General features: G+C 37.2%; 21 protein-coding genes, 1 rRNA gene and 1 pseudogene. 5 read left to right on the top strand and 18 right to left on the bottom strand.

Annotated elements, in window-relative coordinates; genetic code table 11:
• From ACE199_RS16600 to ACE199_RS16645, 10 genes and pseudogenes are all read right to left on the bottom strand, one after another.
• Positions 1–103 (bottom strand): 16S ribosomal RNA (locus ACE199_RS16600); the annotation flags it as partial.
• Positions 104–703: 600 nt separating this feature from the next.
• The gene (locus ACE199_RS16605; RefSeq protein WP_375350814.1) at positions 704–1,555 is read right to left on the bottom strand and encodes a VOC family protein; all 852 of its coding nucleotides are present in this window, start codon (positions 1,553–1,555) and stop codon (positions 704–706) included.
• Positions 1,556–1,738: 183 nt separating this feature from the next.
• On the bottom strand, positions 1,739–2,641 hold the full coding sequence (locus ACE199_RS16610) for a cadherin-like beta sandwich domain-containing protein (RefSeq protein ID WP_375350816.1): 903 nt from the start codon (positions 2,639–2,641) through the stop codon (positions 1,739–1,741).
• 176 nt (positions 2,642–2,817) lie between these two features.
• Positions 2,818–2,919 (bottom strand): annotated as a pseudogene (locus ACE199_RS16615) (SEC-C metal-binding domain-containing protein); the annotation flags it as partial.
• A 689-nt stretch (positions 2,920–3,608) separates the two neighbouring features.
• Positions 3,609–5,483, bottom strand: a complete 1,875-nt coding sequence (locus ACE199_RS16620; RefSeq protein WP_375350817.1) for a sigma-54-dependent Fis family transcriptional regulator — start codon at positions 5,481–5,483, stop codon at positions 3,609–3,611.
• Between the two features lie 252 nt (positions 5,484–5,735).
• On the bottom strand, positions 5,736–6,512 hold the full coding sequence (locus tag ACE199_RS16625; RefSeq protein ID WP_375350818.1) for an acetoin reductase: 777 nt from the start codon (positions 6,510–6,512) through the stop codon (positions 5,736–5,738).
• A 31-nt stretch (positions 6,513–6,543) separates the two neighbouring features.
• Positions 6,544–7,923: a dihydrolipoyl dehydrogenase gene (gene lpdA, locus ACE199_RS16630; protein WP_375350820.1), complete on the bottom strand. Its 1,380-nt coding sequence runs from the start codon at positions 7,921–7,923 to the stop codon at positions 6,544–6,546.
• 18 nt (positions 7,924–7,941) lie between these two features.
• Positions 7,942–9,171 carry a dihydrolipoamide acetyltransferase family protein gene (locus ACE199_RS16635; protein ID WP_375350821.1) on the bottom strand — a complete coding sequence of 410 codons (1,230 nt, stop codon included), beginning with the start codon at positions 9,169–9,171 and terminating at the stop codon, positions 7,942–7,944.
• Between the two features lie 61 nt (positions 9,172–9,232).
• Positions 9,233–10,267: an alpha-ketoacid dehydrogenase subunit beta gene (locus ACE199_RS16640; protein ID WP_375350822.1), complete on the bottom strand. Its 1,035-nt coding sequence runs from the start codon at positions 10,265–10,267 to the stop codon at positions 9,233–9,235.
• 23 nt (positions 10,268–10,290) lie between these two features.
• A complete protein-coding gene (locus tag ACE199_RS16645) occupies positions 10,291–11,283 on the bottom strand; it encodes a thiamine pyrophosphate-dependent dehydrogenase E1 component subunit alpha (RefSeq protein ID WP_127758926.1) in 993 nt (330 codons plus the stop codon).
• Positions 11,284–11,638: 355 nt separating this feature from the next.
• Between ACE199_RS16645 and ACE199_RS16650 the strand changes: the two genes are divergently transcribed.
• A complete protein-coding gene (locus ACE199_RS16650) occupies positions 11,639–12,598 on the top strand; it encodes a bile acid:sodium symporter family protein (protein ID WP_375350823.1) in 960 nt (319 codons plus the stop codon).
• A gap of 54 nt (positions 12,599–12,652) precedes the next feature.
• Here the strand turns inward: ACE199_RS16650 and ACE199_RS16655 are convergent, their stop codons facing one another.
• The 3 genes from ACE199_RS16655 to ACE199_RS16665 are packed head-to-tail and all read right to left on the bottom strand — an operon-like array spanning position 12,653 to position 14,316.
• Complete coding sequence (locus tag ACE199_RS16655; RefSeq protein WP_375350825.1) at positions 12,653–13,453, bottom strand: DUF4097 family beta strand repeat-containing protein; 801 nt, start codon at positions 13,451–13,453, stop codon at positions 12,653–12,655.
• Positions 13,446–14,000, bottom strand: coding sequence for an HAAS signaling domain-containing protein (locus ACE199_RS16660; protein WP_375350826.1), 555 nt, complete (start codon positions 13,998–14,000; stop codon positions 13,446–13,448). The genes ACE199_RS16655 and ACE199_RS16660 overlap by 8 nt, the downstream gene beginning before the upstream one ends.
• On the bottom strand, positions 13,993–14,316 hold the full coding sequence (locus ACE199_RS16665; RefSeq protein ID WP_119115954.1) for a PadR family transcriptional regulator: 324 nt from the start codon (positions 14,314–14,316) through the stop codon (positions 13,993–13,995). Before ACE199_RS16665 ends, ACE199_RS16660 begins: the two co-directional genes overlap by 8 nt.
• A gap of 190 nt (positions 14,317–14,506) precedes the next feature.
• On the opposite strand from ACE199_RS16665, the gene ACE199_RS16670 reads away from it, so the two are divergent.
• From ACE199_RS16670 to pepT, 4 genes are all read left to right on the top strand, one after another.
• A complete protein-coding gene (locus tag ACE199_RS16670) occupies positions 14,507–15,571 on the top strand; it encodes a DUF2157 domain-containing protein (protein ID WP_375350828.1) in 1,065 nt (354 codons plus the stop codon).
• Positions 15,561–16,103, top strand: a complete 543-nt coding sequence (locus ACE199_RS16675; protein WP_375350829.1) for a GDYXXLXY domain-containing protein — start codon at positions 15,561–15,563, stop codon at positions 16,101–16,103. Before ACE199_RS16670 ends, ACE199_RS16675 begins: the two co-directional genes overlap by 11 nt.
• Positions 16,104–16,424: 321 nt before the next feature.
• Positions 16,425–18,686 (top strand): SH3 domain-containing protein, encoded by a 2,262-nt coding sequence (locus ACE199_RS16680; RefSeq protein WP_375350831.1) that lies wholly within the window; start codon positions 16,425–16,427, stop codon positions 18,684–18,686.
• A gap of 221 nt (positions 18,687–18,907) precedes the next feature.
• Complete coding sequence (gene pepT, locus ACE199_RS16685) at positions 18,908–20,143, top strand: peptidase T (protein ID WP_252292813.1); 1,236 nt, start codon at positions 18,908–18,910, stop codon at positions 20,141–20,143.
• Positions 20,144–20,201: 58 nt separating this feature from the next.
• Here pepT and ACE199_RS16690 read toward each other — a convergent pair whose 3' ends face one another.
• From ACE199_RS16690 to ACE199_RS16710, 5 genes are all read right to left on the bottom strand, one after another.
• The gene (locus tag ACE199_RS16690) at positions 20,202–21,746 is read right to left on the bottom strand and encodes a diguanylate cyclase domain-containing protein (protein ID WP_375350832.1); all 1,545 of its coding nucleotides are present in this window, start codon (positions 21,744–21,746) and stop codon (positions 20,202–20,204) included.
• 248 nt (positions 21,747–21,994) lie between these two features.
• Complete coding sequence (nadD, locus tag ACE199_RS16695) at positions 21,995–22,693, bottom strand: nicotinate (nicotinamide) nucleotide adenylyltransferase (protein WP_375350833.1); 699 nt, start codon at positions 22,691–22,693, stop codon at positions 21,995–21,997.
• A 19-nt stretch (positions 22,694–22,712) separates the two neighbouring features.
• On the bottom strand, positions 22,713–24,182 hold the full coding sequence (locus ACE199_RS16700) for a nicotinate phosphoribosyltransferase (protein WP_375350834.1): 1,470 nt from the start codon (positions 24,180–24,182) through the stop codon (positions 22,713–22,715).
• Positions 24,183–24,204: 22 nt separating this feature from the next.
• Positions 24,205–24,756 (bottom strand): cysteine hydrolase family protein, encoded by a 552-nt coding sequence (locus tag ACE199_RS16705; RefSeq protein ID WP_375350836.1) that lies wholly within the window; start codon positions 24,754–24,756, stop codon positions 24,205–24,207.
• 103 nt (positions 24,757–24,859) lie between these two features.
• Positions 24,860–25,657, bottom strand: a complete 798-nt coding sequence (locus ACE199_RS16710; protein WP_375350837.1) for an NUDIX domain-containing protein — start codon at positions 25,655–25,657, stop codon at positions 24,860–24,862.
• Between the last annotated feature and the right edge of the window lie 41 nt (positions 25,658–25,698).

A 25,698-nucleotide genomic window follows, 5' to 3' on the forward strand; every position in this document is an offset into this window, starting at 1 on the left:
CGCCGCTAATCTCAGGGAGCAAGCTCCCATTGATTCGCTCGACTTGCATGTATTAGGCACGCCGCCAGCGTTCGTCCTGAGCCAGGATCAAACTCTCCGATAGAATTTGACTTGCTCATGTTGTACTTTTTTATAGTGTGTACTCACTTTAAAAATTAACGTTGGCGTTTCTGTTTTGTTTAGTTTTCAAAGAACCATGTCTTAACGACGTTTCAATATCATAACATAACGTTTCAATATTAGTCAACATCTTTTTTTGTTTTTTATTTAACAATCAAAGCAACTTAAACATTCATTTTTGTTGACTCACAACCCCTTAACGGGAATTACAATATTACTATCTTAATATAAAGAAGTCAACATCTTTTCAAAAATGTTTTTTCACCACACAACCAACCATAAAAAACACCTTAATTAAAACTAATTTCTCTACAGCCTATTAAAAAGAACTAATCTGCTTGTTTAGCACTCCTTAAAAGGAATTATAATGTTACTATTTCGATATAAGAAAGTCAATATCTTTTTATGAATAACAAGAAGAACAATCCTAATTGGACATATACCATAGATAAAAGGTTCAAAAGCCGAGGGCTTTTGAACCTGGATTTGATGAGTATAGGACCTGCATACAGGGATATCCTTTTTCTCAAAAAACTTTTGATAGAACACTGTTAATTTTTCGCCTAACAATGCTGATTTATCCCTACACTAATAAATGAACCTTGTTTCCTGAGGGATCTCTCGTAATTGTAATACCGTTCTTTTCTACGACATACGCACCTAACTGCTGAAGCCTTGCTACAGTCGCCACTCGTGCCTCTTCATTTGGAAGAAGCAGTGTAAAATACTTCATCCCGACACTATTTGGCTTTGGAGCCGGAGCACCAACACCATTCCAAACATTTAAGCCGATATGATGATGATAACGACCTGTAGAAGTAAATAATGCTTGTGGGCCATAACGAAGAACAATATCGAAACCAAGAGCCTGTATATAAAACTCTTCTGTTGCCCGTAAATCTGCCACATGTAAATGGATATGTCCCATAACTGTCTCTTTTGGCAGACCAGTCCATACTTCTCCCTCTGCTTCTGCTAATAAACTCTCAACGTCTAGACGTCTTGTATCCATAAACACTTGATCATCTTGCCAATTCCACATATCAGCTGGACGATCTCGATAAATTTCAATGCCATTTCCATCCGGATCCGCTAAATAAAGCGCCTCACTAACGGAATGATCAGAAGCACCTTGCATCGGGTAACGATTTTGTAACAGATGCAGAAGTGCTTTCGCTAACTCTTTTCTATTAGGTAAAAGAAGTGCAAAGTGGTATAACCCTGTTGTACGCGGCTGCTTCGGCTGCACCCCCTCTGGCTGCTCAATTGTTAATAGCGGTGTTGTTCCATCTGCCGTTAATACTGCCTGATTCTTTGTTTGCTCTAATACTTGAAAACCAATCATTTCTTTATAAAATGTGATGCTCCGTTCTAAATCACTCACTAATAAATGCACTTGCCCAACATACGTATGAGGCTTGCTATGAAAGTTCATTCTATATTCCTCATTTCTTTTTAGTTACTTTATGTAAGTTAGTATATAATAGTTCGTTATTAATTTCAATAAAAAATCGTCTTCTATATTTTTCGTATTCATCCTGCATGTATGTAAAAAAGGTACAAAGAAAAACAGAAACTGTAAAAGCCCCTGTTTTTCATAATAAATTCATCCTTTATTCTATTGAAATATTGAACGAAAAAATGATTGAACCCTCCCTAAAAACGAAAGAGATTCCGTTGACTGTGTTTCAATTATTTGCCGACTATTGCTTCTTAAATTATTTATGGATGCTCTATCACTCGAAGTCGTCTCTAAAGCATTGGTCTCTTCTGCTTGCTCCGTTTCAGCTGCTACATCACCAACCGTTTCTTCCTCATCCATTTCAACATCGATATCTTTTTCAAAGATCAACACGTATGTTCTTCGATTATTATCCTTTGTCACACCAACCGATATCGCTATTTTTGCTTTGTCTTTAATTTTGACCGTGGCACTACTTTCCCCTTCATACTCAATCGTTGCTCCACCGACACTTGCTGATTCATCTTGTACTTCTGGTGTCACTGTCAATGCATCTACTTCATTCGCTACAGTCATTTTGTAAGACGTTAATTTATTATCAAAAGAAAGGAACCCTTTTGATAAGTTAAGGTTCTTTAATAAGGCGTTGTCACTTTTTTCTCTCTCCACTTCTACTGTATACATTGTTTGCGAATCTTCATCGTCACTAACTGTAATCGTAAAAGTATTTACACCCGTTTTGAGTAAGAAAGCTTCTGACTTTCCGTTTGTTATTTTTGTATCGTTTATCGTAACGACTGCATCACTATTTTCACTTGCTGTAAGAATTTCGATTTCTTCAACATCATAGTCTACCGTTTCTTTATACATCAATGCTCCTGAAGATACATCTAGATTCTTACTCCCCACTTTCAATGTAGATAATACTTGACTGACATTAACTTGCTCACTCTCTTCAACTGCTTGTACAGCAGGAATATATGTAAATAACGACATTCCTATTAGTGAACAAGCAAGCATTACTTTTGCAGCTGATCCTACAGATTTCTCTGTAATCAATCTACCCCCTCCTACGCCTTCTATCTTTCATATCTTTCACTTTAACAAAACAACCTTAAATTTTACTTAAGTTGAAATCCTTTAACCTATTGATATTAGATATGGAGGAGGCTCATTTCTTCACTTAATAAAGTCCATAAAAAAACAGAAACCCTAAAGTTTCTGCCTCACCTCTTTTATGCTTTGCCACAGCATTTCTTATATTTCTTTCCGCTGCCACATGGACATGGTTCATTTCTGCCTGTTACCTCTCCATTAACGACCGGTTGACGTGCAGCATTCGCTTGGTCAACAATGATTTGTGTTCCTTTTTCTTTCATCTGAGCATAGCGTACTTTAAATAATTCAATAGCATCTTTGCTATATTTCAACGTATCCTCAACAATTTCCGTTGCCTTCTGCTTCGAAAAATTATAATCTTCAATAACAAATGATTCATCTGCAAACGAAATCCGCACCCCAAAGTGCTGAACAGCTGTTTGTTTCCCTTTCTGTTCTTCTAGAAACTCTAGATACACTTCATCACACTTACAATTCGGGTGCATGCAGTAGTAATCGTAAATCCAATACGTTTTTCCCTCATATTTACTCTTAAGCGCGATATCATTTTGCACACCAAAGACATCCAAATACTTAATCGCTTTTCCATCTAAAATTTCAAAAGAATCAATCGTTCTCATCTATTAGCACATCCTATTTCAACAATATTTCGCACCCTTTATCCCACACTTAACAGGCAGTAAGACCCCCGCCTCAAGCTTATGAGAAACCAAAGAAGGTGAGTGGGGGACAACTGCCCGTAAAGGTCCGATTGGTTCAACTAACCATCAGTGGGGGATGAAGGAACTCCCCCACTGATAGAAGTTTCACTTTATTGTACACGCTAAAAATCTAACCGTCACTTACAATTACACAATGTTAAAAAGCCGTAATAAAGTTCATTACGGCTTTTTACTCTTCCATTATTCTACAGACCATATTTTTGGAGTCGTTTATAAAATGTACTTCTTGGGATATCTATTAATTTTGCCGCTGCTGTAACATTTCCTTTAGTTCTTTGCAACGCTTCAAGCATTAAGTCTCTTTGGATTCTCTCCCGGATGGTTAGCTGATTTTCTAAGTCCAAAAACTCCATCGAGACTTGCTCCTCTACTTGTTGCAGGATACCAAGTGAATACATAGAATGGATTAATTCCCAATAATCAACCCCTTCATCTAAAAGTAAAATAGATAATCGTTGCAGAACATTCTGCAGTTCCCTTATATTCCCTGGCCAATGATAATTTCGCAATTTATCTAATAATTCCTCTGTTAATGGGAGGTTCCAATTATTTTGTTGACAAATGTAAGAAGCGAGAAGAGGCAGATCCTCCCTTCTTTCCCGCAAAGAAGGAATATATATAGGATAGACATTTAAACGATAATATAAATCTTGGCGGAAGGTTCCCTCGTTAACTAATTCATTCAGGTTACGATGTGTTGCAGTAATAATCCGAATATTTAAAGGGATTTCTTTATTCCCTCCAAGCGGAACTACCTTTCTTTCCTGCAACACGCGTAATAACGCCACCTGCATAGCTGGCGGAATTTCACCAATTTCATCAAGGAACAGAGTCCCTTCATTCGCCTGTTCAAACTTCCCTTTATATCCTTGACGCTTCGCACCTGTAAAAGCCCCTTCCACGTAACCAAACAGTTCACTTTCCATTAAATCCTTTGGAATAGCTCCACAATTTAACGCAATAAACGGCCCATTTTTACGTGAACTATTTTCATGAATTGCTCTAGCAACAAGCTCTTTGCCCACACCTGTTTCTCCGTATAAATAAACGCTAGCTTCTGTCGGTGCCACTTGTTTTACTTGTTTGATTGTATTTTGAAAGGTTTCACTAATTCCCGTCTCCCCTTCAAAATGAAATGTTTTAGCAGAAAACAGCCTATTTGAAGCACTTGCCTCTTTCTCTACTAAAAACAAGCATTTTCCTGATACTTCTATACCTTCTGTGAGAAGCGACGTACTTTCTAACTCGATTTGGTATCCATATTGTAAGAAGTCTTCAAGTCTCATTCCAATGGATTTAGGAACCTTTTGTCGAACTAGTTTGCTGGCAGAAACAATCATTTCGTTTTGATCACAAACAATAAAATGACGATTACAATAATAATCTGCCAATTTGATAGCGTGCTGGATAAAGGCTAATTCATTTCTATAGGAGCGTATTTTAATCTCCTCTTCAATTGTGTACGCCATAGATGCAACCGTCCCTAGCATATACGGGTGGGAATGAGTAATAGGGCATGAAAGGTTGACAAGCCCCATCACAATGCCCTTTTCATTATAAATGGGCATAGCTGAACAACTCCATTTATGAGAGGCAATAGCATAATGTTCCATCCCATTGATCATCACTGCTTCTCCTGTTTGCAAGGCTGTTCCAATTGCATTTGTTCCTACTTCTTCCTCTGTCCAGCGTACCCCTTCCACAAAATTGATTTTTCTCGCATCGTCCAATGTTTTTTCATTTCCTGAAAGAGATAAAACATATCCATCTGAATCAACTAATAATGCTATCATTCCAGATTCCTTAATCAACGGGTTCATTCTTGCCAAATGAGGTAACGCTATTTCCATAAGCAATGCGTTTTTTTCTCTTTGTACGGTTAGTAACTCATTTGTTAAAACAGAGTTACCTTCCCTTAAATATGGATTCACTTGTTCTTGTCTGCAGCGGTACCAGGATTCCTCAATTTGCTTATTTAAACGTGCCGAATCGAGAACCCCTTCACTAATGAAACGTTTCCATGTACTCAAATTATTAAAAGTAGAAGTAGATGCTAGCATATATCCTCCTCTAATCATTTGATAAACGTTCACAATACGAATTGAGTGGTATTATTTAATGCAAAAATATGGAGTATAAAATGAATATTTGTTATAGAGGCTTATTCTAATATTATATGAGATTATGTACATACCTACAATATTTTACCAGTTCAATTCAAAAGAAGTTCATAATAAAAAGCTTCACGTAAAAAAATTAAACGCGAAGCTCTCTATGAAAATACAAGTTTGATTTATACTATTTTTATTTTTCTATGAAAAAATGACTCCTCCGTCAATCATAACAGCTTGCCCTGTCATGTAATCCGAGTCTGTTGAAGCAAGATAAGACACAAACTTTGCAACATCTTCAGGTGTCTCAGGTCGCCCAAGTGTAATCGATTCAGAAAACTTTTTAAATGCCTCTCCTCTTTCCAGCCCCATATAATGTCCCATTTTCTCATCGATTAAATCCCACATTTGTGTGCCGACAATTCCCGGACAATAGGCATTCACTGTAATCCCAAACTGTGCCAACTCTTGTGCTGCAGCCTGCGTAAGACCTTTAACAGCAAATTTAGTAGCCGAGTAAGTACCTAACAGGCTGAATCCTTTATAGCTCGCAATACTAGCTGCATTAATGATTTTTCCGCCTTTTTGTTTTTTCATCTGTTCTGCAGCAGCTTGAAGACAATATAGAACACCATTCACATTTATATTAAATATTTGATTCAAATCCTCTTCCGTTACCTCAAGTAAAGGTTTGATTTGGGCAATTCCTGCATTTGAAACCATAACGTCCAATTGTCCAAAACGCTCGACAACTTGATTAACCATATGAAAAACTTCATTTCTGTTACTAACATCAGCTTGGACAGCGAAGCTTTCACGGCCAAGTTCCTTGATTTCACTTACTACAGATTCAGCGTTGTCTAAATTAACATCGTTGATGACCACATTTAATCCATCCTGAGCTAGACGTAACGCAATAGCACGACCAATCCCGCGACCTGAGCCAGTCACAATTGCGATTCTTTGACTAGTAACCATATAAATTCCCCCTTAAAATAATGATTATCAATCAAACATGTACAGCATTCCCGCTCGTACTAAGCAATGCTTCGTGAATTGATTCGGACAATGTAGGATGAGCCATTATAAGGTTTTCCAACACATCTGTCGTGATTTCGGCATGTAACATAATCGTTCCTTGGCCAATTAATTCCGTTGCATGAGGACCTACAATGGAAATGCCAAGTATCTCATTGTATTGAGGCTCTACTAAAACCTTTACTTTTCCAATCGTTTCATTAGAAATTCGTGCTTTTCCATTTGCGGAAAACGGAAATTCTCCTATTTTAATATCTCCATATTGCTGTTTCGCCTGTTCTTCCGTCAAACCTACACTAGCAATCTCAGGAGAAGTATAAATACAGCGAGGGACTGCACGATAATTTACTATTTCAGCTTGACCGCAGGCATTCAGAGCTGCCACTCTACCTTCGTGAAAAGCGACATGTGCAAGCTGAATTCCACCGATCACATCACCGCAAGCATAAATAGAAGGAATGTTAGTCTGCATATATTCATCGACAGCTATTCCTTGCTTAGAGAAATCCACCCCAATTTCCTCCAAACCTAAGCCGTGTACTCTTGGTTTCCTTCCAATTGCAACAAGTACATAATCTGCCTGCAACTCTTGAATAATACCATCCTGAAGTTGTATAAGGACTTGCTTTTTATCCACGTTCAAATCCGTTACAGAGGTGGAGGTATGAACCGTAACACCTTCATCCGCCAATTTCCTATGTAATATTTCAGCAATATCTCGATCTTCACTCGGTAATAGTTGTTTTCCCATTTCAACTATCGTAACCTTCGTTCCCATCCTGCTATAAATACTAGCAAACTCGCAGCCAATTACACCTCCTCCAATAATCAAAAGAGAGGAAGGAATCGATGGAAGCGACATCGATTGACCACTATGAATCACCCACTCTCCATCAAACGGTGCAAACGGTAAAGAGATTGGTTCTGACCCGGAAGCAACAATGACTTTACTTACTTCGATTTCTTCTTGTTGTTCACTATTGTCAATCCTTAATCGTTGATTCGTTATGAAAGATGCGCTTCCTTGAATAACGCGAATTTTATTCTTTTTCATTAAATATTGAATGCCTTGAACAAGCGTTGTAACAATTTCTTCTTTCCTTTGTTGTACGACATTCCACTCTATCTCAATGGAAGAAGAAAGACGAATTCCTAAATTCTCTGCGTTTTTGACCAATTCATACGTATCGGCACTTTCCAATAAAGCTTTAGTGGGCATACACCCCTCATTTAAACAAGTTCCTCCTAGCGGCCCCTCTGTTATTAACAGTACATTTTGTCCCTGCTGGGCAGCAGTAATTGCTGCTACATACCCAGCAGGTCCCCCTCCTATAACGGCTATCGGTTTCACAGAATTGCTTCCCCCTTTCTATAAAAGCATCGTCAATGGCTGTTCTAAGTATCGTTTCACTGTTCGGAAAAAGGCTGAAGCAGGCGCTCCATCCAGTACGCGATGATCGAACGTTAAGCTAAGCGGCAAAAGAGTTCTTCGCTTCAATTCTTCTCCGATATAAACAGGAGCATCATAAGCAGCTCCTACACCTAGAATTCCTGTTTCAGGTGTATTCAAAATTGGAGTAAAGTGCTCAACACCGTATGAACCAAGATTGCTAATCGTAAAAGTAGAACCAGTCATTTCTTCGCTAGGAAGCTGCCCTTCACGAGCACGCTTAGCAAGTTCCTTCCCTTTTTTCGCTAGCTGTCGAACTGTACAAGCTTCCGCATTTCTTATCACTGGAACAACTAACCCTTTTTCTAAAGCAACAGCTATACCAATATGAACAGACTCAAACAAATGAATTGTTTCATCTATATAAGCGCTGTTCATTTGCGGATGCTCTTGCAATGAAAGTACAACTGCTTTAGCAATAAAGTCTGTGATAGTAATTTTATTTTCATCATCGGTTTGAATGATTTTTGCAGATTGCTTCTGTAATTGAATTAAATCTGTTACATCAGCTTTTAGCGTAATCGTTAATTGAGCACTATTTTGTAAGCTATCCTTCATACGTGCAGCAATGACTTTACGCATGCCGGTAACAGACATTTCTTTTCTCTTCTCTACAGATGCTTGGGGAGAAATCGTTCTTTCTTGTTGAATTAGGGGCTCGGACTCTAGTTTCTTAATGGCTTCCTGTACATCTTCTTTCGTAATTCGTCCTCCTGGTCCAGTACCTTGAATCTTACTAATATCAAGATTAGCGGCCTGTGCAATTTTCCGGGCAACCGGGGAAATCTTCACGCGATCATTCGTTTTACTAATCGGAAGACCTGATAGCTCTGAAGTGTTGGATATTTCAGTCTGTTCCGTTTCTACTTTATTTGTTTGAGTATCGGACTCCTTCGTCACTATTTTTTCATTTGTATTGCCGATATAACAAATTACCGTTCCAGGCGGAACACCTTGCCCTTCTGGTACAGCAATATTTAGTAATGTTCCTTCTGCCGGGGATTCAATATCCATTTCTATTTTTTCGGAATTAATACTAGCAATTAATTCACCCTTTTCAACAGAATCTCCCACTCCCTTATTCCATTCGGAAACGACGCCCTCTTTCATAGCCATACCTAATTTGGGCATTACTACTTCTACTGCCATACTGCATTCCTCCCTTTACTTAGTCATAAGGCACTAACAAGTTAGTGCCTTATGTTTTTTCTTATACTCCAAGAATTGATGGTTCTCCTAATAACTCTGATACAACCTTGATCACTTTTTCTGGTGTTGGTAAATAAATATCCTCTAGCGGTGGAGAAAATGGTACCGGCGTATGTGGTGCAGTAATTCGTTTGATTGGAGCATCGAGCGTATCAAAGCCTTTATCCGCAACTAATGCTGCAATATCAGTAGCTATACTGCACCTTGGGTTCGCCTCGTCTATCACAATCAATCGATTTGTCTTTGCAACAGAAGATAGAATCGTATCTTCATCTAAAGGTGATAAACTGCGCGGATCAACGATTTCCACTTCAACCCCTCTCTTAGCCAGCTGTTCTGCAGCCTGCTGAGCCGTTTGAACTTGCTTTCCAATTGCAACGATAGTCAAATCTGAACCTTTCCTCTTGACCTCTGCTTTTCCAAGCGGAATTGTGTAATAGCCCTCTGGTACTTCACCCACTGCATTATAAAGCGTCTTATCTTCAAAAAAGATGACAGGATCATTATCCTCAATTGCTGCAAGTAACAACCCTTTCGCATCATAAGGTGTAGATGGTACAACTACTTTCAATCCTGGTATACTCGTAAACAATGCATATAAGCTTTGTGAATGTTGAGCGGCTGCTCTAAACCCGGCACCGTGCATCGTACGGACTGTAACCGGCACCTGTGCTTTCCCTCCGAACATATAGCGGAACTTGGCGCCCTGGTTTAAGACTTCATCCAAACAGCTCCCAATAAAATCATTAAACATAAGCTCAGCAATCGGACGCAGCCCAGTAGAAGCAGCTGCCATCGCCGCTCCCATATAGCCTGCTTCCGCAATCGGTGTATCTAAAATTCGCTCTCGACCAAATTCTTGCACTAACCCCTTTGTAACTCCTAATACACCACCCCATGCTTCATCGTCCTGTAGATGATCGACTTCCGCACCGCCAGCTACATCTTCTCCCATGAGAATGACATCTTCATCCCTTCTCATCGCAATCGCCATCGCTTCATTAATCGCTTGAGACATACTAATTTTTCTACTCATTCCCCATTCCTCCCTTTCAATGTTTAATAGGATACATATACATCTTTTAGTAAATCGTCTGCCTCTGGATAAGGACTTTCCTCACTGAACTTCACCGCTTGTTCAATTGCTTTTTCTACTGAACTTTCAAGAGAAATCAATTCTTTTTCAGATAAGAGCTGCTGATCCAATAAATAGTTTCTAAATTGTACAATGGCATCTTTCTCTTGCTTATGTTCTTTCTTCTCTTGGTCTACTTTATATTTCTGAGCATCTCCCTCGAAGTGGCCATAATTTCGATAGGTTACGCATTCAATTAATGTAGGTCCTTCTCCTCTTCGCGCTCTTTGAACAGCCTCTTCCGCCGCCTTGTAAACAGCCATGACATCTTTTCCATCCACGCGAACACCAGGGATATTATAGCCAATCGCCCGGTCAGCTATCGTTTTACAACTAGATGCATAACTGAATGGAGTGGCTTCTCCATAGCCATTGTTTTCCGCAATAAAGATAACAGGTAGTTTCCAAATCGCCGCAAGATTAATCCCCTCATGGAAAGTCCCGTGGTTATTGGCACCATCACCAAAGAAGCAAACGCTTACATTGTCAGTCTTTTTATATTTAGCCGTTAATGCTGCACCGCAAGCAAGAGGAAAGCCTCCTCCAACAATGCCATTCGCCCCTAACATTCCTTTATCTAAATCAGCAATATGCATGGAGCCGCCTTTTCCTTTGCACAGCCCGGTTACTTTGCCGTAAATTTCAGCCATCATCCCATTTAAATCACATTCTTTTGCAATACAGTGACCATGACCCCGATGAGTACTTGTAATACTATCTTTTTCATTAAGGTGGGCACAAACACCAACAGCTACAGCTTCCTCTCCCGCATATAAATGAACGAAGCCTGGTAAAATCCCTTTTGCAAATTGCTCATGAACTTTATCTTCAAATTGACGGATTTCCAGCATTTTTTTATACATCCAATACGCTTTTTCCTGAGATAACTTCACTTCTTTATTTTGGATCGTTTCCATTTTCCAGCCTCCTTAATGTTGATTCATTAAAGATTAATGCAAATAATGTGCCAACGTGAAAAAACTTGAAATCAAAGAGGAATGTATTTTTTAATAAAAACAAAGTGAGACAAAACGGGACAGTTGTCTCGTTTTGTCTCACTTTGTTTCCCTTTTTGCTATTCCTTTGATTTTTCAAACATTCTCTGGAGACAGGACTACAAAAATAACAAGCAGGAAATAATTCCACTCTCACTAGCTGCTATTCTGACCTAGCATTATAAGATGGGTATGGTAAACTTGGTCTGAAAGAAGAAATATTTCACGAAGGCAACTTCCTTTTTTCTTTATATATACTGTCAGGGGTGGGACTCGCTTGTTACAGAATTTAAATCATTTTCTTGAAAAAGCGATGCCTATTATTACGCCAGCTAGTGTTGTACTCGGTGTAATCTTCGCTTATTATTTAGAGTCCTATGTCTTCCTCGTTCCTTGGGTTTTTGCCTTTATTACATTCACGGGAAGTCTAGGTTCTAATTTCAAATCATTAAAGAACATTGCAACTAATCCAATGCCGATTCTTGTTGTGCTCGGAATTCTTCACGTCATTATGCCTGTTTGGGCATGGGCACTTGGACATTTAGTGTTTCCTGGAGATTCCTTGACGGTTACAGGATTAGTGTTAGGTGTTGTCATTCCAACTGGAGTAACTAGCTTACTTTGGGTCACCATTTACAAAGGAAATGCAGTTTTAGCGCTTACGATTGTGTTAATTGACACTTTATTATCACCAATTATCGTTCCATACAGTGTCGCTTTCTTCAGTGGTACATCAGTCGAAATGGATACGATGACTTTAATGAAAGGGCTAATCGGCATGGTCGTTATTCCTTCTGTGATTGCCATGCTGCTCAACCAAGTCACCAAAGGGAAAAGCAAACCAATACTCGGTCCAAAGCTAGCCCCTTTTTCAAAAATGGCTATCGGTGTTTGTGTGACGTTAAACAGCGCAAAAGTAGCTCCTTATTTAAGTAAAGTCGATGCCAAGCTTATCAAAATGGCCATCATGGTCTTTCTTATTGCCTTTTCAGGTTATCTTCTATCTTGGATGATTGCTAAGTTCTTAAAATGCGAGAAGGAAGAAATTATCAGCGTTATGTATACAGGCGGCATGCGAAATATCGCAGCAGGAGCTGTTCTAGCTGTTGCCTATTTCCCAGCTGCTGTCGCTGTGCCTGTTATTCTCGGTACTCTATTCCAACAAGTTTTAGCATCCTTTTACGGAGCATGGCTTAACCATTATTATCATAATTCCACGAAACAAAAAGCCGCATAATGAAAAAACCGACCTTCATCGGTCGGTTTTTTCGTCTAAAAATGATTACCTATCTCATTTCGCAACTGTAATTTCACCAGTAGTAGTCCTTAATTTTACAACATATTTCCCTTTCCCAATTACCGTAGATCCTTCATATTTATCGAGAATATTAATGTCTCCAATAGCAACATCCACATCAAATGTCGTGTTGGTCGGTTCCTTTTCTGTTCGAACGATAATCTCTCCGTTCGCAGTTGTTAATTGCATTCTGCGATCCAAGTCTTTCGTTTCAACTAAAATTTCACCATTCGTTGTAGATCCAATAATATCTCCTTCTACACCTTGTAAGTAAATTTCACCGTTCGCCGACTCAACGTTCACACGCTTAGCCATAATCGTATCTAATTCTATCTCTCCATTTGCTATTTTCACTTGTAGATTATTTACCCTCATTTGATCGATTTGAACTTCACCATTTCCATTCTTAATGTTAAAATCTTCATATTGTTTTTCCGGTAAAAAGATTTTTAAATGCTGTGATTGGGTATGAAACCCAAAACGAAACAACCATTTTTCTTTTAATTTAAATGAAACGGAAAGGGTGTCTCCTTCTACTTCTGTTGTAAAAGTTGATTCGCTCCCTTTGTATCCTTTCGTCACGAGCTCTATCTTAGCTGCAGAATCTTTTGTAGGAATAATTTCTACTCTTGCATTGTCACTATCTACCTTCAAGGCCGTAAATTCCTCTTTAATAATTTTTTCTTCCATCGTTGCATCCGCTTCAATCGTTGAAGGATAAGTGAAAAGACCTCCGACAACACCAATTGCTAACAAAATAAGAGCGATAATCGATAATTTTTTTATATTAATCATGCTTTAGCCCTCCTTTTACAAGCGATACATTAAATTGCAAATAGCGAATAAACCCTTTGGTTAACGCCTTTGTTGCGAATAACATTCCAATTCCAACAAAAATACCGATTCCACATAATCCGATAGCGCTAAATACATCAAACAACCAAAAATCACCCATTATCATATTAAACAACACACCTAATGGAGAAAGAATGAACGATAAAGAAACAACCCAGCCAGCAAAAAGAAGAGCTAATAACCCAATAAATGGACCCAATACAATCACAAGGTTAAAAAAGCCTAACCCGATCACCGCCCAAACAGCACGCATAATATTTCCGGCAGATGCTGAATGCTCCACTTTTTCAATACGCGCAGAAGCTACTAGCTCTTTCGCGATTTGCTTAGGAGAACCAAGTGCCTTTGAAATTTCCTCTTCAGTCTTTCCTTCCTCTAAACCAATTGCAAAATATTCCTCATAATCTTGTAGAATCTCTTGGCGCTCCTCTACCGATATATTCCTTAAAGACAACTGTAATTGATGTAAAAACTGTTCTTTATTCATGATTTACACCTTCTTTTATTAATTGATTCACACCATTTGAAAATTGAACCCATTCGGCCAAAAGTTCGTGAAGATAATTCCTGCCTTTGTCGGTTAACGCATAATATTTACGCGGCGGACCTTCTGTCGATTCCTTTAAATACGTTGTGAAATATTCTTCTTTTGTTAATCGTCTTAACAATGGATATACCGACCCTTCGGAAATTTCGATTTGATCGGAAATCTTTTGCACCAGCTCATAACCATAGCAATCTTTTTTATCCACTAAAACAAGGACACATAGTTCCAAGACCCCTTTTTTAAACTGAACGTTCACAATCTCACCACCTCTTTCTTTAAACCCTTTAGTACTATTCATTGTATAGTACCTTTCAACATCTTATACATTGATTTTAATATATCATACGCTACTGTTCATTACAAGGTACCATTTTATATTTTTCCAAAAATGAACTATTTTTACAAAAGAACCGATATACTAATTAAAGATGAAAGGAGTGAATGATGTGGTCAAAAAAGCTGTAAAAAAGAAGGACTATGAATTTCTATCACATGAAATGCACTACCTTGAAACAGCAGGAGTGATTTCATCTGAAGAAAAAGAGAAAATCTTAAACACGTATGAAATAAAACCGGGATCAAGTTTTATTCAGATTGTATTAACAATCGGAGCCTTACTTCTAGGAATCGGAGTTTTAAGTTTCGTTGCCAGCAATTGGATGTATCTCCATAAAGGAATTAAATTCTTCTTAATTATTGCTGGTATCATTGGGTTTCAACAAGCTGGACTTCGTCTTGAAGCAACCTATCCCAAAACAGCTCGAAGCCTCCATTATATTGGACTATTAATTTTTGGAGCGGGCATTTTCCTTGTAGAACAAATGTTTAATCTTAGCATTAATTTTAATAACTCCTTTCTCCTATGGGCACTGGGAACAATACTTATTGGTTATTATTTAAAAGATGTACTCATTTTACTTTTTACAACACTTTTATTATTCATCTATATAAATGGCAGTATGTTTTTAGACGAAACAGCTTATCCATTTGCCATTCTGATTTTTTTACCGGCTCTTTACTGGATGTTAAAAGAGTTCCGTTTCCCAAAACGTTTCACCTTCTCTTTAAATGCACTAGCGATTAATACAATTATCTTATTGTTATTCGAATTCGTGCCGAAAATAATTAATGCTTATGAGGAAGAAATTGTTCTTTCAATTTTATTCGTACTCGGATTAGCCCTAGCCTATCTGCCTGTTCCAGAACAAGTACAAAAGATGACCCACTTACAAGGTCATCTTTTACACGGCATAACAGCGTTGTTTCTTACGTATCATTATTCGATTATCTTTGCGATTGCCTACCTTATTTTCCTTCTATATCTTGTGAATAAAGGAAGCTTAATTAGCATTGCAATCATTTGTGCACTAATCTTACGCTATTACATGGATTTCTCCTTTGATTTCTTACCAAAATCACTTGTTTTTATCATTGCCGGCATCATTCTAATCGGTTTTGGCTTCTTCTTTGAGCATCAGCGAAAGAAAGGAGAGACGAATCATGAAGAATAACCTTTTCATGCGAATACTAGTCTTTTCGATTCCTGTTTTACTCTTAATTGGATTAGCAATTCCACCTACATGGACCTCTTTAACAGGAGAAGAAATTCAATTAAAAACTGAGCCTATCGATCCGACCGATTTGTTTCGCGGCAGTTATGTTACTTTGTATTATGAAATTGAACAAGTAACACCAGAACAATTATCTGACTCTGTTGTGAAAGAAATCAAACGTAAATCAGAAGGTGATATACTTCCTGTGTTTGTTCAATTAGAAAAAGGAAACGACGATATTTACAACGTCAAAAAGGTTACAAACAAAAAACCAGCAAGCGGCGTTTATCTAAAAGGCACCTTAAATATTCCGTATGAAATGGAAGTTGCGCCTTCAGAGTCATTTCATATTCAATACAATCTAGATAATTACTACGCTCCAAAAAAAGAGGCGGAAGAAATCGAAGCTGTGACCTCCACTAAACCAGCAGTGGCGATTGTCAAAGTAAAAAACGGCCGTGCTATCTTAATAGATATTATTGTTCCGTAACAAAGCCATTATAAAAAGAGGGTGAATCAAAAGTAGATACTTTTGATTCACCCTCTTTTTTACCCCTATTCATCCACCTCTCTATGATTGTTAAAAAACAGTAAATTTTTTCATAAAACTAGTAACCAAAACCAAAGTTTGGTAACTTAATAGAAAGAACGAATTTAATCGAAACAATACCTGCTCTTTGTCTTCTATATTGCTATAGAATAGGTCTTACTATCTATACAACTTCCGCTAATAAGTCCGAATTATTATATATACGCTATTTTTCAATCATTATGACCGAAGCAAGATTAATATGAAAGCAAGGTGAAAAGAATGAAAAAACTAGGAAAAACACTTATTTTATCAACAAGTATTTTGGTAGGCGTACCAACTGTCTCTATGATGCCACTAGGAATAACCACAGTTGAAGCTAGTTCTGCTGAAAAGATTAGTAAAACCTCCTATCAAACAACAGCTAACTTAAATTTACGAGCTGGGGCCAGCACAAAAACGAAACTCATCCTTACGATTCCAAAAGGAAAAATAGTCACGACTACTGAAAAGAAAGGGACATGGTCTAAAGTATCTTATACATACAAATCGAAAGGGAAAAATATAACGAAGGCAGGCTGGGTCAGCAATAAGTATTTAAAAGAACATTATCAATATTCAACGATCAAAACAGCCTATTTTTTCACTCAAAAACGAACAAGCCTATACTCCACACCTGACACAAAGAAAAAACAAGTGGCAACCGTTTCAAGTAATAATGGCTTTTATTCGAAACAAAAGATCATTAATAGTACGGGTCAAACATGGTATCGTATTGCCTATAAAGGAAAAACCATGTACGTAAATAGCAGCGATGTGAAGAAAAACACCTTCACCTCTTTTTCAGAAAAAAAATACAAGGCAAAAAAAGACACATTTTTGTATGAATTTTATGGAAATGCCCATAAAAAGCTAGTTCAAGTCCCTAAGGATGCCATTATTTCCTCTAGTAAGAGAATTGGAGATTGGTATAGTGTAAGATATGCTGGAAAAACAGGATACGTCTATATTGGGGAATTTTCTGAGTACGCTGATGAAATCACCTATACGTATACGGACACTAGCGAAACTTTCTACATAACAACAAAAGAAGCTAATCTATATGCCGCTGCCGACTCTACAAAGGAGAAAATAGCTACCATTGCTGCCAATAATAGATTTGCTTCTACGCAGAAGGTAGAGAACAGTCTTGGCGAAACATGGTATCGTATTTCGTATAATAATCAAGATGTATATATCAACAGCCAAGATGTACGTACCGATTCCTCTTCTGACATAGACATAACAGAAGAAATAATCCCAGAAACTACATTTGTCACAACAATAGATGTAAGCTTACATCAAAAGCCTGACGCAGCTTCATCTGTTATAAATACGATATCGAAAGACACAATCATTGTCGCAACAAAAAAAACATCTAATGGATGGTATCAAGTAAACAACGCAGGAAATATAGGTTATGTTTCTAGCGATATATTAAAACAAGTGAGAACGGGTGATCCAATGAACGGTAGAGAAGGTTATCAATTCATAGATTTACGTACAAAATCGCTCGTTACAGCCAAACAAATTGATGACTATATTGAAAAAAATTATACATCTCATGGACAAGTCAGTGTGTTAACAGGAAAAGGTCAAGTATTCATTGATGCAGGAAATAAATATGGTGTGAATGCTCTTTACCTAGCTGCTCATGCAATCCATGAAAGTGCTTTTGGTACCTCTCAAATTTCGTTAGGCAAAAATAATTTATTTGGTTTTGGTTCATATGATGCCAGTCCATATATCGCATCGTATCGCTTCCCTTCCATCGATGAGAATATTATGTACATTGCACAACAAATGAAAGCTACGTACTTGAATGAAGTGTCTGGAGGCTTCCGCTATAAAGGGGCTTATCTCGGTTTCAGTACCAAGGATTTGAATAATAAACGGTTAGATGCTAATAGTGAGGGAATGAACTTCTATTATGCAAGTGATCCAAACTGGGGAAAAGGAATCGCAAGACATATGCAAGCAATTTTGCCATATGATAAATCCTATTACAGCAAAGCAGCAGCTGATAAAGAGATTCAAACATCACCACCCACTCCGATTGGCAGTGATATTTTCCCGGACAACATCCAAGCAAAAGCCAATCAAGATTTAGTCCTTTCTAGCAGCAAAGGGGCTAATGATCGTGCATTAACACTAAAGAAAGGCTCTACTTTTACTTTACTTGAAAAAGCAAATGACTATTGGGTGAAAGTTATGGTAGAAGATAAGATTTACTGGACCAAAGATATTAACTTTGTAGAGTATAAAAAGTATATCTCTGTTCAAAACTTAGGTAGAACAACGGCAAATGATCTAAAAGTCAGAAAAGGTGCAAGCACTTCAACTGATGTCATTACTGCACTAGATATGAATACGTATGTCCACTTAGTGCTTAATGAAAATGGAACTTTAACGATGGACAGCTCAAATAAATGGTATAAAGTCGAATTGACGGATGGCACAATTGGATGGGTACATTCTTCGTATATTGCAAAAGAATTAAATTAATGATGGACAGGCAAAAAAATCCGAAGAGAATGTAAATTTCTCCTCGGATTTTTTTCATTAAACAATATCGTTAATGAATTTCATGTATTAGGATAAATATTCTCTAAGATCTACATTACAGAATCCACTTGCTCCCATCTTCACCGTACTGCTCCCCGTCGCTTATAATCTATCACCAAACGTGGTACTATAAACACATGAAGGAAAAAGGAGGAAATAACTTGAAAGCTGAAATAATCGAACGATTCACTTCCTATGTAAAAATAGACACTCAATCCAATGAAGCAAACGCAGCATGTCCATCTACTCCAGGACAATTAATCCTTGCCAATCAATTAGTGGAAGAGCTAAAAACGATTGGCATGGAAGACGTGACTATTGATACAAACGGATATGTGATGGCCACACTGCCTTCTAATACAACGAAACAAGTACCAACGATTGGATTTTTAGCCCACGTGGACACAGCCACTGATTTTACAGGGAAAGATGTAAAACCGAAAATTGTGGAAAACTACGACGGCAAGGAGATTACCTTAAATAAAGAACTCTCTGTCGTTTTATCTCCGAAAGAGTTCCCTTCACTCTCTCAGTATATCGGACATACACTCATAACAACGGATGGAACAACACTTCTTGGAGCCGATAATAAATCCGGGATTGCTGAAATTATGACCGCTATGGACTATTTAATAAAACATCCGGAAATTAAACATGGAAAAATCCGTGTAGCTTTTACACCTGATGAAGAAATCGGTCGAGGCCCTCATAAATTTGACGTAGATGCCTTTAACGCCAAATTTGCCTACACAGTTGATGGCGGTCCTCTCGGTGAATTAGAATACGAAAGCTTTAACGCAGCGGGTGCTAAGATTACGATTAAAGGGACGAATATCCACCCTGGAACAGCGAAAGGAAAAATGGTCCACTCTTCCAAAATTGCGATGGAGCTGCATAGCAAACTGCCTATAGCCGAGGCACCTGAATATACAGAAGGATATGAAGGTTTCTATCATCTTCTCTCTTTCAACGGAGATGTGGAAGAAACAAAATTATCCTACATTATTCGCGATTTTGATCGAAATCAATTTAACGAACGAAAACAGTTCATTAAACAGATTGTAGATGAGTTGCGTGAAAAATACGGCCAAGATCGTATTCTTCTTGAGTTAAATGATCAATATTATAATATGAAAGAAAAAATCGAACCCGTTAAAGAAATTGTCGACATCGCCTCTCAAGCTATGAAAAATTTAAACATCGAGCCAAAAATTTCACCTATTCGCGGCGGTACAGATGGTTCTCAATTATCTTATATGGGACTGCCTACACCAAATATATTCACAGGCGGCGAGAACTTCCACGGAAAATATGAATTCATTTCCGTCGATAATATGATAAAAGCAACCTATGTCATTATTGAGATTGCAAAGCTATTTGAAGAAGCAGGAGAATAATAAAAAAGTGCCAGATGCCTTTTCATAAGATAAGGCACACTGGCATCTTTTCATGTTATCACAATGATTGTTGGCTTCTTTCCTTTTCCTCTAACGCGCCGTAATACATATACATATTTTTACCCAATGATTTAGAATAGTACAACGCATCATCAGCATGCTTATAAAGTGCTTCTAAATCTGTTCCATCATTTGGATATAACACACCGCCCACACTAACCGTAACGTTCTTGCTATGAAGGATTTTATTCCCTTGTGAAAGTAACTCTGATGTGCTATCACAATCATTTATCCACGGTCTATTGAAGGCTTCTATAATAGAGCAGGCTATTTTTTGAAGTTCTTCCTGATCACTTATATTTTCAATGACTATAGCAAACTCATCTCCACCAAACCTAGCAATAAAAGTACCTTCCGGCAAAGTCTGTTTCATATACGCAGCCACGTACTTTAATAAAATATCTCCTTTATCATGACCCAGTGCATCATTAACTACTTTAAAATTATCCAAATCTAATAACAACATTCCAAATTTCTTTTTATGCTTCATTAAAACTTCATTGACTTCACTTTCAAATGCCGCTCGATTTTTTAAACCCGTGAGTCCATCATGAAAAGCTAAATACATCGGTTTTGCCACCATTTTTGTTATTAAAAAGGCTAAGATAATGGCTAAGATTAAGGTCCCTACAAACTGAAAGATAAATGCCAACTTATTTTTTGACAATTCCTCTTGTACGGCATCTTCATTGTATACAATCTCTACTAAACGAGTTGTGGAATGACCTCTGCTCTCAGCCGAATGATATTTTACATATTTATAGACAACATCTTTACCCTTATATGTATCGCTAAATAGTAACGTATCTTCATCATCTTCTAGCCACTCTAAATATTTTCTACGATCCACACCTAATCGATTGCCTTCTGGTGAAGATTCTCCTATTAAATATCCATCATTGTTATAAATCGCTATGTTCTCAATAAATTCATACTTCTCTTTCAACTCTTCAATTGTTTTTAGAAAATTAAACTTATTAAAAATTTCATCATTTTTTAAATCGTATCCTAATTCAATGATATATTGCTGGTCTTTTGTCGGCAGATAACTAAATTTTTTCAGTTCTCCTGTTTTTTGCTGAATATCCACTCCATCATGTGTAAATCCTCCGTTTATCCTCCTATCGTCCAATAATTCTGAAAATTCTTTGCAACACTGACTAAAATTAATACCGATATCCTTTTGAAAGCTACTATGAATAATGGTATTTTCATTATTAATAATATATACATCCATACCTAATTCATTTTTTAATGCCTTGAAATTCCACTCATTAAAGTTGCTATTCTTCTCATATTGTTCTAATAACTCAATTGAGTTGTTTTCCATAACCTTTGCAATGCTATTATCAAATATTGCATAGGCTTGATCTAAATCTTTTAAAACCTGAACAATATTCATTTCTACCAATTCGATTTTGGTCTCATGATCCTCTATTAATTCCTGGCTCATTCTATTCATATTAACCAATGATAATAACAAAATAAGAAGGACTGAAAAGAGAGTCATCATCATTAATAATTTCCATCTAAATTTCTTCAACAATAGTACCACGCTCTTTTTAAATTTAATAACAGAGTAGTTATACAAGGTGCTGATTTTAGTAGAGTAGATTTATTTCTAAACATATATTACCTAAAATATATAATAAATACCTTTATTTTGATATCATACCATAAAAAACATTCGGTTTATATGAATTAATCCTAACACTTTACCCCACCCGAAAAATAAAAAAATACCAGAAACCCCAAAGGTAATCTGGTACTTTTGTTATTGATAGCATTCATTTACCTCGAAATTTCGCGGTATAAATTGTGCTCCTTTATATAGGAATAACACTCATCTGGAAGTAAAAACTCCGGGTCACCATTTCTTGCTAGTTCTTCTCGGATATAGGTAGAACTAATTTCCATTGCAAGGCCTTTATCTAAAAATTGAAATCTTCCATCATCATAATTTCTTAGCAAAGCTGACGAACTAATCGTTTTTAATATATCAATTCCATTTCTAGCCATCACAATAAATTGATTATTGGCAATTAATTTTTCATCCATCCTCCATTTCCCCTCAGCAATATCGACTAAAAGATCCGCCCCCATAATGAAAAAAAGATCTGCTTTAGGAAAGGTTTTTTTGAAATATTCCATCGTATAGTACGTATATTGCTTCCCAGGTAAAACATGTAATTCATACGTATCTAAAAGGAAGGTCTGTTTATTCTTAATAGCTAAACGGACCATTTCTTCTCGATGTTGATCAGATGTTTGCAATTTCTTATCTACTCGTTTATGAGAGGAAGGCAAAAAGATGACAAAATCTAACTTTTTACGATGACGAACTGTATTCGCGGTCCATAGATGCACATTCGTAATCGGATCAAAGGATGAACCATACACGCCAATTCTGGCTCCCTCTTTAAATAACGCATCGACATCCTTACCTGGATTTAAATTTTCAAAATATAATTTAGTTGCTGCTGGACTCATCCTTCCCCCTCCTTATCCTTTATGTTTCTTTCAACTTAGCTACTTTTTCTTGCACAGCAGCAATGTGCTGCATTTTATTTTCCCAACACTTTGTACTAAGATCTACCGGATATTCTTCTGGATGCAAAATGCGTTTATATTCGTCCCATAATAACTGTAAGCTGTCTTTTGTATATTGTTGAATGTCATAAATATCAGGTAATTCATATACTAATGTTCCATTCACAAATATGTCATGATGCAAGTTTCTTGCTTCAAAATTCGTAACAAACTTACTAATATAAGGATGGACTGGATGGAACATTTTTAATTTTTCTTCTTCTTGAACCTGTTCTTCTTCTAAAGCAATATAATCTCCCTCAGAGCGTTTATTAGCTTGATTAATAATTCGGTACACTTTTTTCAGTCCGGGTGTTGTAACTTTTTCAGGATTAGCAGAAATTTTAATCGTATCTACCATGTTTCCAGATTCCTCTTCAATTGAAACTAATTTATACACAGCTCCAAGCGCCGGCTGGTCATACGCTGTAATAAGCTTTGTGCCGATTCCCCAGCTATCAATTTTTGCTCCTTGAGATTTTAAGTTCATAATCGTATATTCATCTAAATCATTAGAAGCGATAATCTTCGCCTCTGTAAAACCAGCATCATCCAACATTTGTCTAGCTTGCTTAGAAAGATAAGCCAGGTCACCGCTATCTAGCCGAATGCCGATAAAATTAATTTTATCTCCTAGCTCTTTGGCTACTCGAATAGCAGTTGGAACCCCTGACTTTAACGTATCAAAGGTGTCTACTAAAAATACACAATCTTTATGACAGCTTGCATATTTATGAAAAGCTATATATTCATCTCCATATGCTTGAATCATTGCATGAGCGTGAGTACCTGAAACAGGGATTCCAAATAATTTCCCCGCTCGAACATTACTTGTCGCGTCAAATCCCCCTATGAAAGCGGCTCTTGTGCCCCAGATTGCGGCTTCCATCTCTTGAGCTCTTCTAGTTCCAAATTCCATAGCTATTTCATCGCCTACAACTTGTTTGATTCTAGAAGCTTTCGTTGCGATTAATGTTTGGTAATTGACGATATTAAGCAAGGCTGTTTCAATGAGCTGTGCTTCTGCCAACGGTGCTTCAATACGCATAATAGGCTCATTTCCAAAAACTAATTCCCCCTCCTTCATTCCCTGAATGGTTCCTGTAAATCTTACACTGCGTAAATATGTTAAAAACTCTTCATTATATCCTAATTCATCGCGTAAATATTCAATATCACTATCACTAAAGGCAAACTGATTGATATACTCAATTACTTTTTCTAACCCCGCAAAAACAGCATAGCCATTTCCAAAGGGAAGTTTTCTAAAGTACAGCTCGAATACAGCCTTCCTTTGATGGATGCCATCACTCCAATAAGCTTGTGCCATATTAATTTGATATAAATCGGTATGAAGAGCTAAACTATCATCTCTATATGATCTTTTCATCATCTTCTCTCCTTTTACTTATTCAATTTGATCGAATTTCAGCACCTAAACTATTTGCAAAGTGCGTTAATGCCCATTTATGTCCCTCTTCGTTAAAACTAGCCACTGCTTTTTCATGTACGACGATATGATATCCAAGATTATAAGAATCTACTGCTGTATGCAGCAGACAAATGTCTGTACAAACCCCAACTAAATGAACTTCTGTTATTCCTCTCTCACGAAGCTTCAGATTCAAATCCGTTCCTGCAAAAGCAGAATATCTTGTTTTATCCATCCAATATACATGGGCCTCATGTTGATGCTGTTCGTATAGCGATTGCAAATGTCCGTATAATAATCTGCCCGGTGTTCCTTTGATATTATGGGGTGGAAATAAACTTGTTTCCGGGTGAAAAGGATCCTCTTTCTCATGGGCATCAATCGCAAAAACAACAAAATCACCTTGTTCTATAAACTCTTTTGTTAGACTAACAATCGTTTCTTCAATCTTTTCTGCTGGCTCTCCTACCGGCAAAGCTCCATTAACAAAATCATTGGTGTAATCAATATTAATCAATACTCTTTTATTCATTTATACCCTCTCCTCTTACTTTTTATATTAATGATTAACTAAACGTTAATTATTTTTTCAAAAAAAGAGAAACAACTCGGCACATTTTCTCTTTTTCGGAAGCTTATTTATAAATACTCTTCACAGGTTTTTGATCATTAAACCGATAAAGCTTTGTTTTAAACTTTGAATTTCTTTGAGTTGTTTTTGGATTTCCTTCTTTATCACACACTAATTCAATAAACGGTAATTTAGGTGCTTTTCTCCAAAAGAATGGTTCCGATTTTACTACTTCATCCACTATATCTTCCGCGACAGATAAAATAACGCTTCGCAGCTCTGACAATGTAAATTCTTCAGGTAAGAACTCCCTGGCCAACGTTGTTTGAACCATATCTAATTGAATGATAGTTAAGGCATCTTTTATAATCTTTTGATGATCAAAAGCCAAAGGTAAGGTAAAGACTTCTTCTATAGTAAACAATTCCACTTCAGCGGCATCATCTCCTGCTTTGCGCATAGATAATAAATACTCTGGCACGACTGCATAATGAGAATTCGTAATAATCCAACCTCTGGGATCTCTTCCTTCCTTATCATATACCCCAAAATGTTTTACGTGAATATTAGTCACACCAGTTTCTTCTTCAAGCTCTCGCCGAGCAGCTTCATATGCCGTTTCTGTACTATCAATAAAGCCGCCAGGTAAGGCCCATTTCCCTCCTTCAATATTCGGCTGCCCTTCACTATTTTTTAAAGAACGTTTGATTAACATCACCTTTAACGTCCTTCCATATACCGCCTCTTCATCTTGAACAATTGTAAAAATTACGTTATCACTCGTATAGCCATCAGGCGTCTTATATTGACTTACCTTATATTCTTTAAGTGCTTCCTCAGGTCTTACGAACTCCTCCGACATACCTTTCACCTCATAACAAACATTCAAACTTTTTATACATC

The organism is Peribacillus sp. Hz7 (assembly GCF_042136355.1).
Classification (GTDB): Bacteria; Bacillota; Bacilli; order Bacillales; family DSM-1321; genus Peribacillus; species Peribacillus asahii_A.

Excerpts from the sequence above, each read along its gene's own strand:
- ACE199_RS16605 (WP_375350814.1), bottom strand. The coding sequence starts at position 1,555 with ATGAACTTTCATAGCAAGCCTCATACGTATGTTGGGCAAGTGCATTTA.
- ACE199_RS16620 (WP_375350817.1), bottom strand. The coding sequence starts at position 5,483 with ATGCTAGCATCTACTTCTACTTTTAATAATTTGAGTACATGGAAACGT.
- ACE199_RS16625 (WP_375350818.1), bottom strand. The coding sequence starts at position 6,512 with ATGGTTACTAGTCAAAGAATCGCAATTGTGACTGGCTCAGGTCGCGGG.
- ACE199_RS16635 (WP_375350821.1), bottom strand. The coding sequence starts at position 9,171 with ATGGCAGTAGAAGTAGTAATGCCCAAATTAGGTATGGCTATGAAAGAG.
- ACE199_RS16640 (WP_375350822.1), bottom strand. The coding sequence starts at position 10,267 with ATGAGTAGAAAAATTAGTATGTCTCAAGCGATTAATGAAGCGATGGCG.
- ACE199_RS16645 (WP_127758926.1), bottom strand. The coding sequence starts at position 11,283 with ATGGAAACGATCCAAAATAAAGAAGTGAAGTTATCTCAGGAAAAAGCG.
- ACE199_RS16655 (WP_375350825.1), bottom strand. The coding sequence starts at position 13,453 with ATGATTAATATAAAAAAATTATCGATTATCGCTCTTATTTTGTTAGCA.
- ACE199_RS16660 (WP_375350826.1), bottom strand. The coding sequence starts at position 14,000 with ATGAATAAAGAACAGTTTTTACATCAATTACAGTTGTCTTTAAGGAAT.
- ACE199_RS16675 (WP_375350829.1), top strand. The coding sequence starts at position 15,561 with ATGAAGAATAACCTTTTCATGCGAATACTAGTCTTTTCGATTCCTGTT.
- ACE199_RS16680 (WP_375350831.1), top strand. The coding sequence starts at position 16,425 with ATGAAAAAACTAGGAAAAACACTTATTTTATCAACAAGTATTTTGGTA.
- nadD (WP_375350833.1), bottom strand. The coding sequence starts at position 22,693 with ATGAGTCCAGCAGCAACTAAATTATATTTTGAAAATTTAAATCCAGGT.
- ACE199_RS16700 (WP_375350834.1), bottom strand. The coding sequence starts at position 24,182 with ATGAAAAGATCATATAGAGATGATAGTTTAGCTCTTCATACCGATTTA.
- ACE199_RS16705 (WP_375350836.1), bottom strand. The coding sequence starts at position 24,756 with ATGAATAAAAGAGTATTGATTAATATTGATTACACCAATGATTTTGTT.
- ACE199_RS16710 (WP_375350837.1), bottom strand. The coding sequence starts at position 25,657 with ATGTCGGAGGAGTTCGTAAGACCTGAGGAAGCACTTAAAGAATATAAG.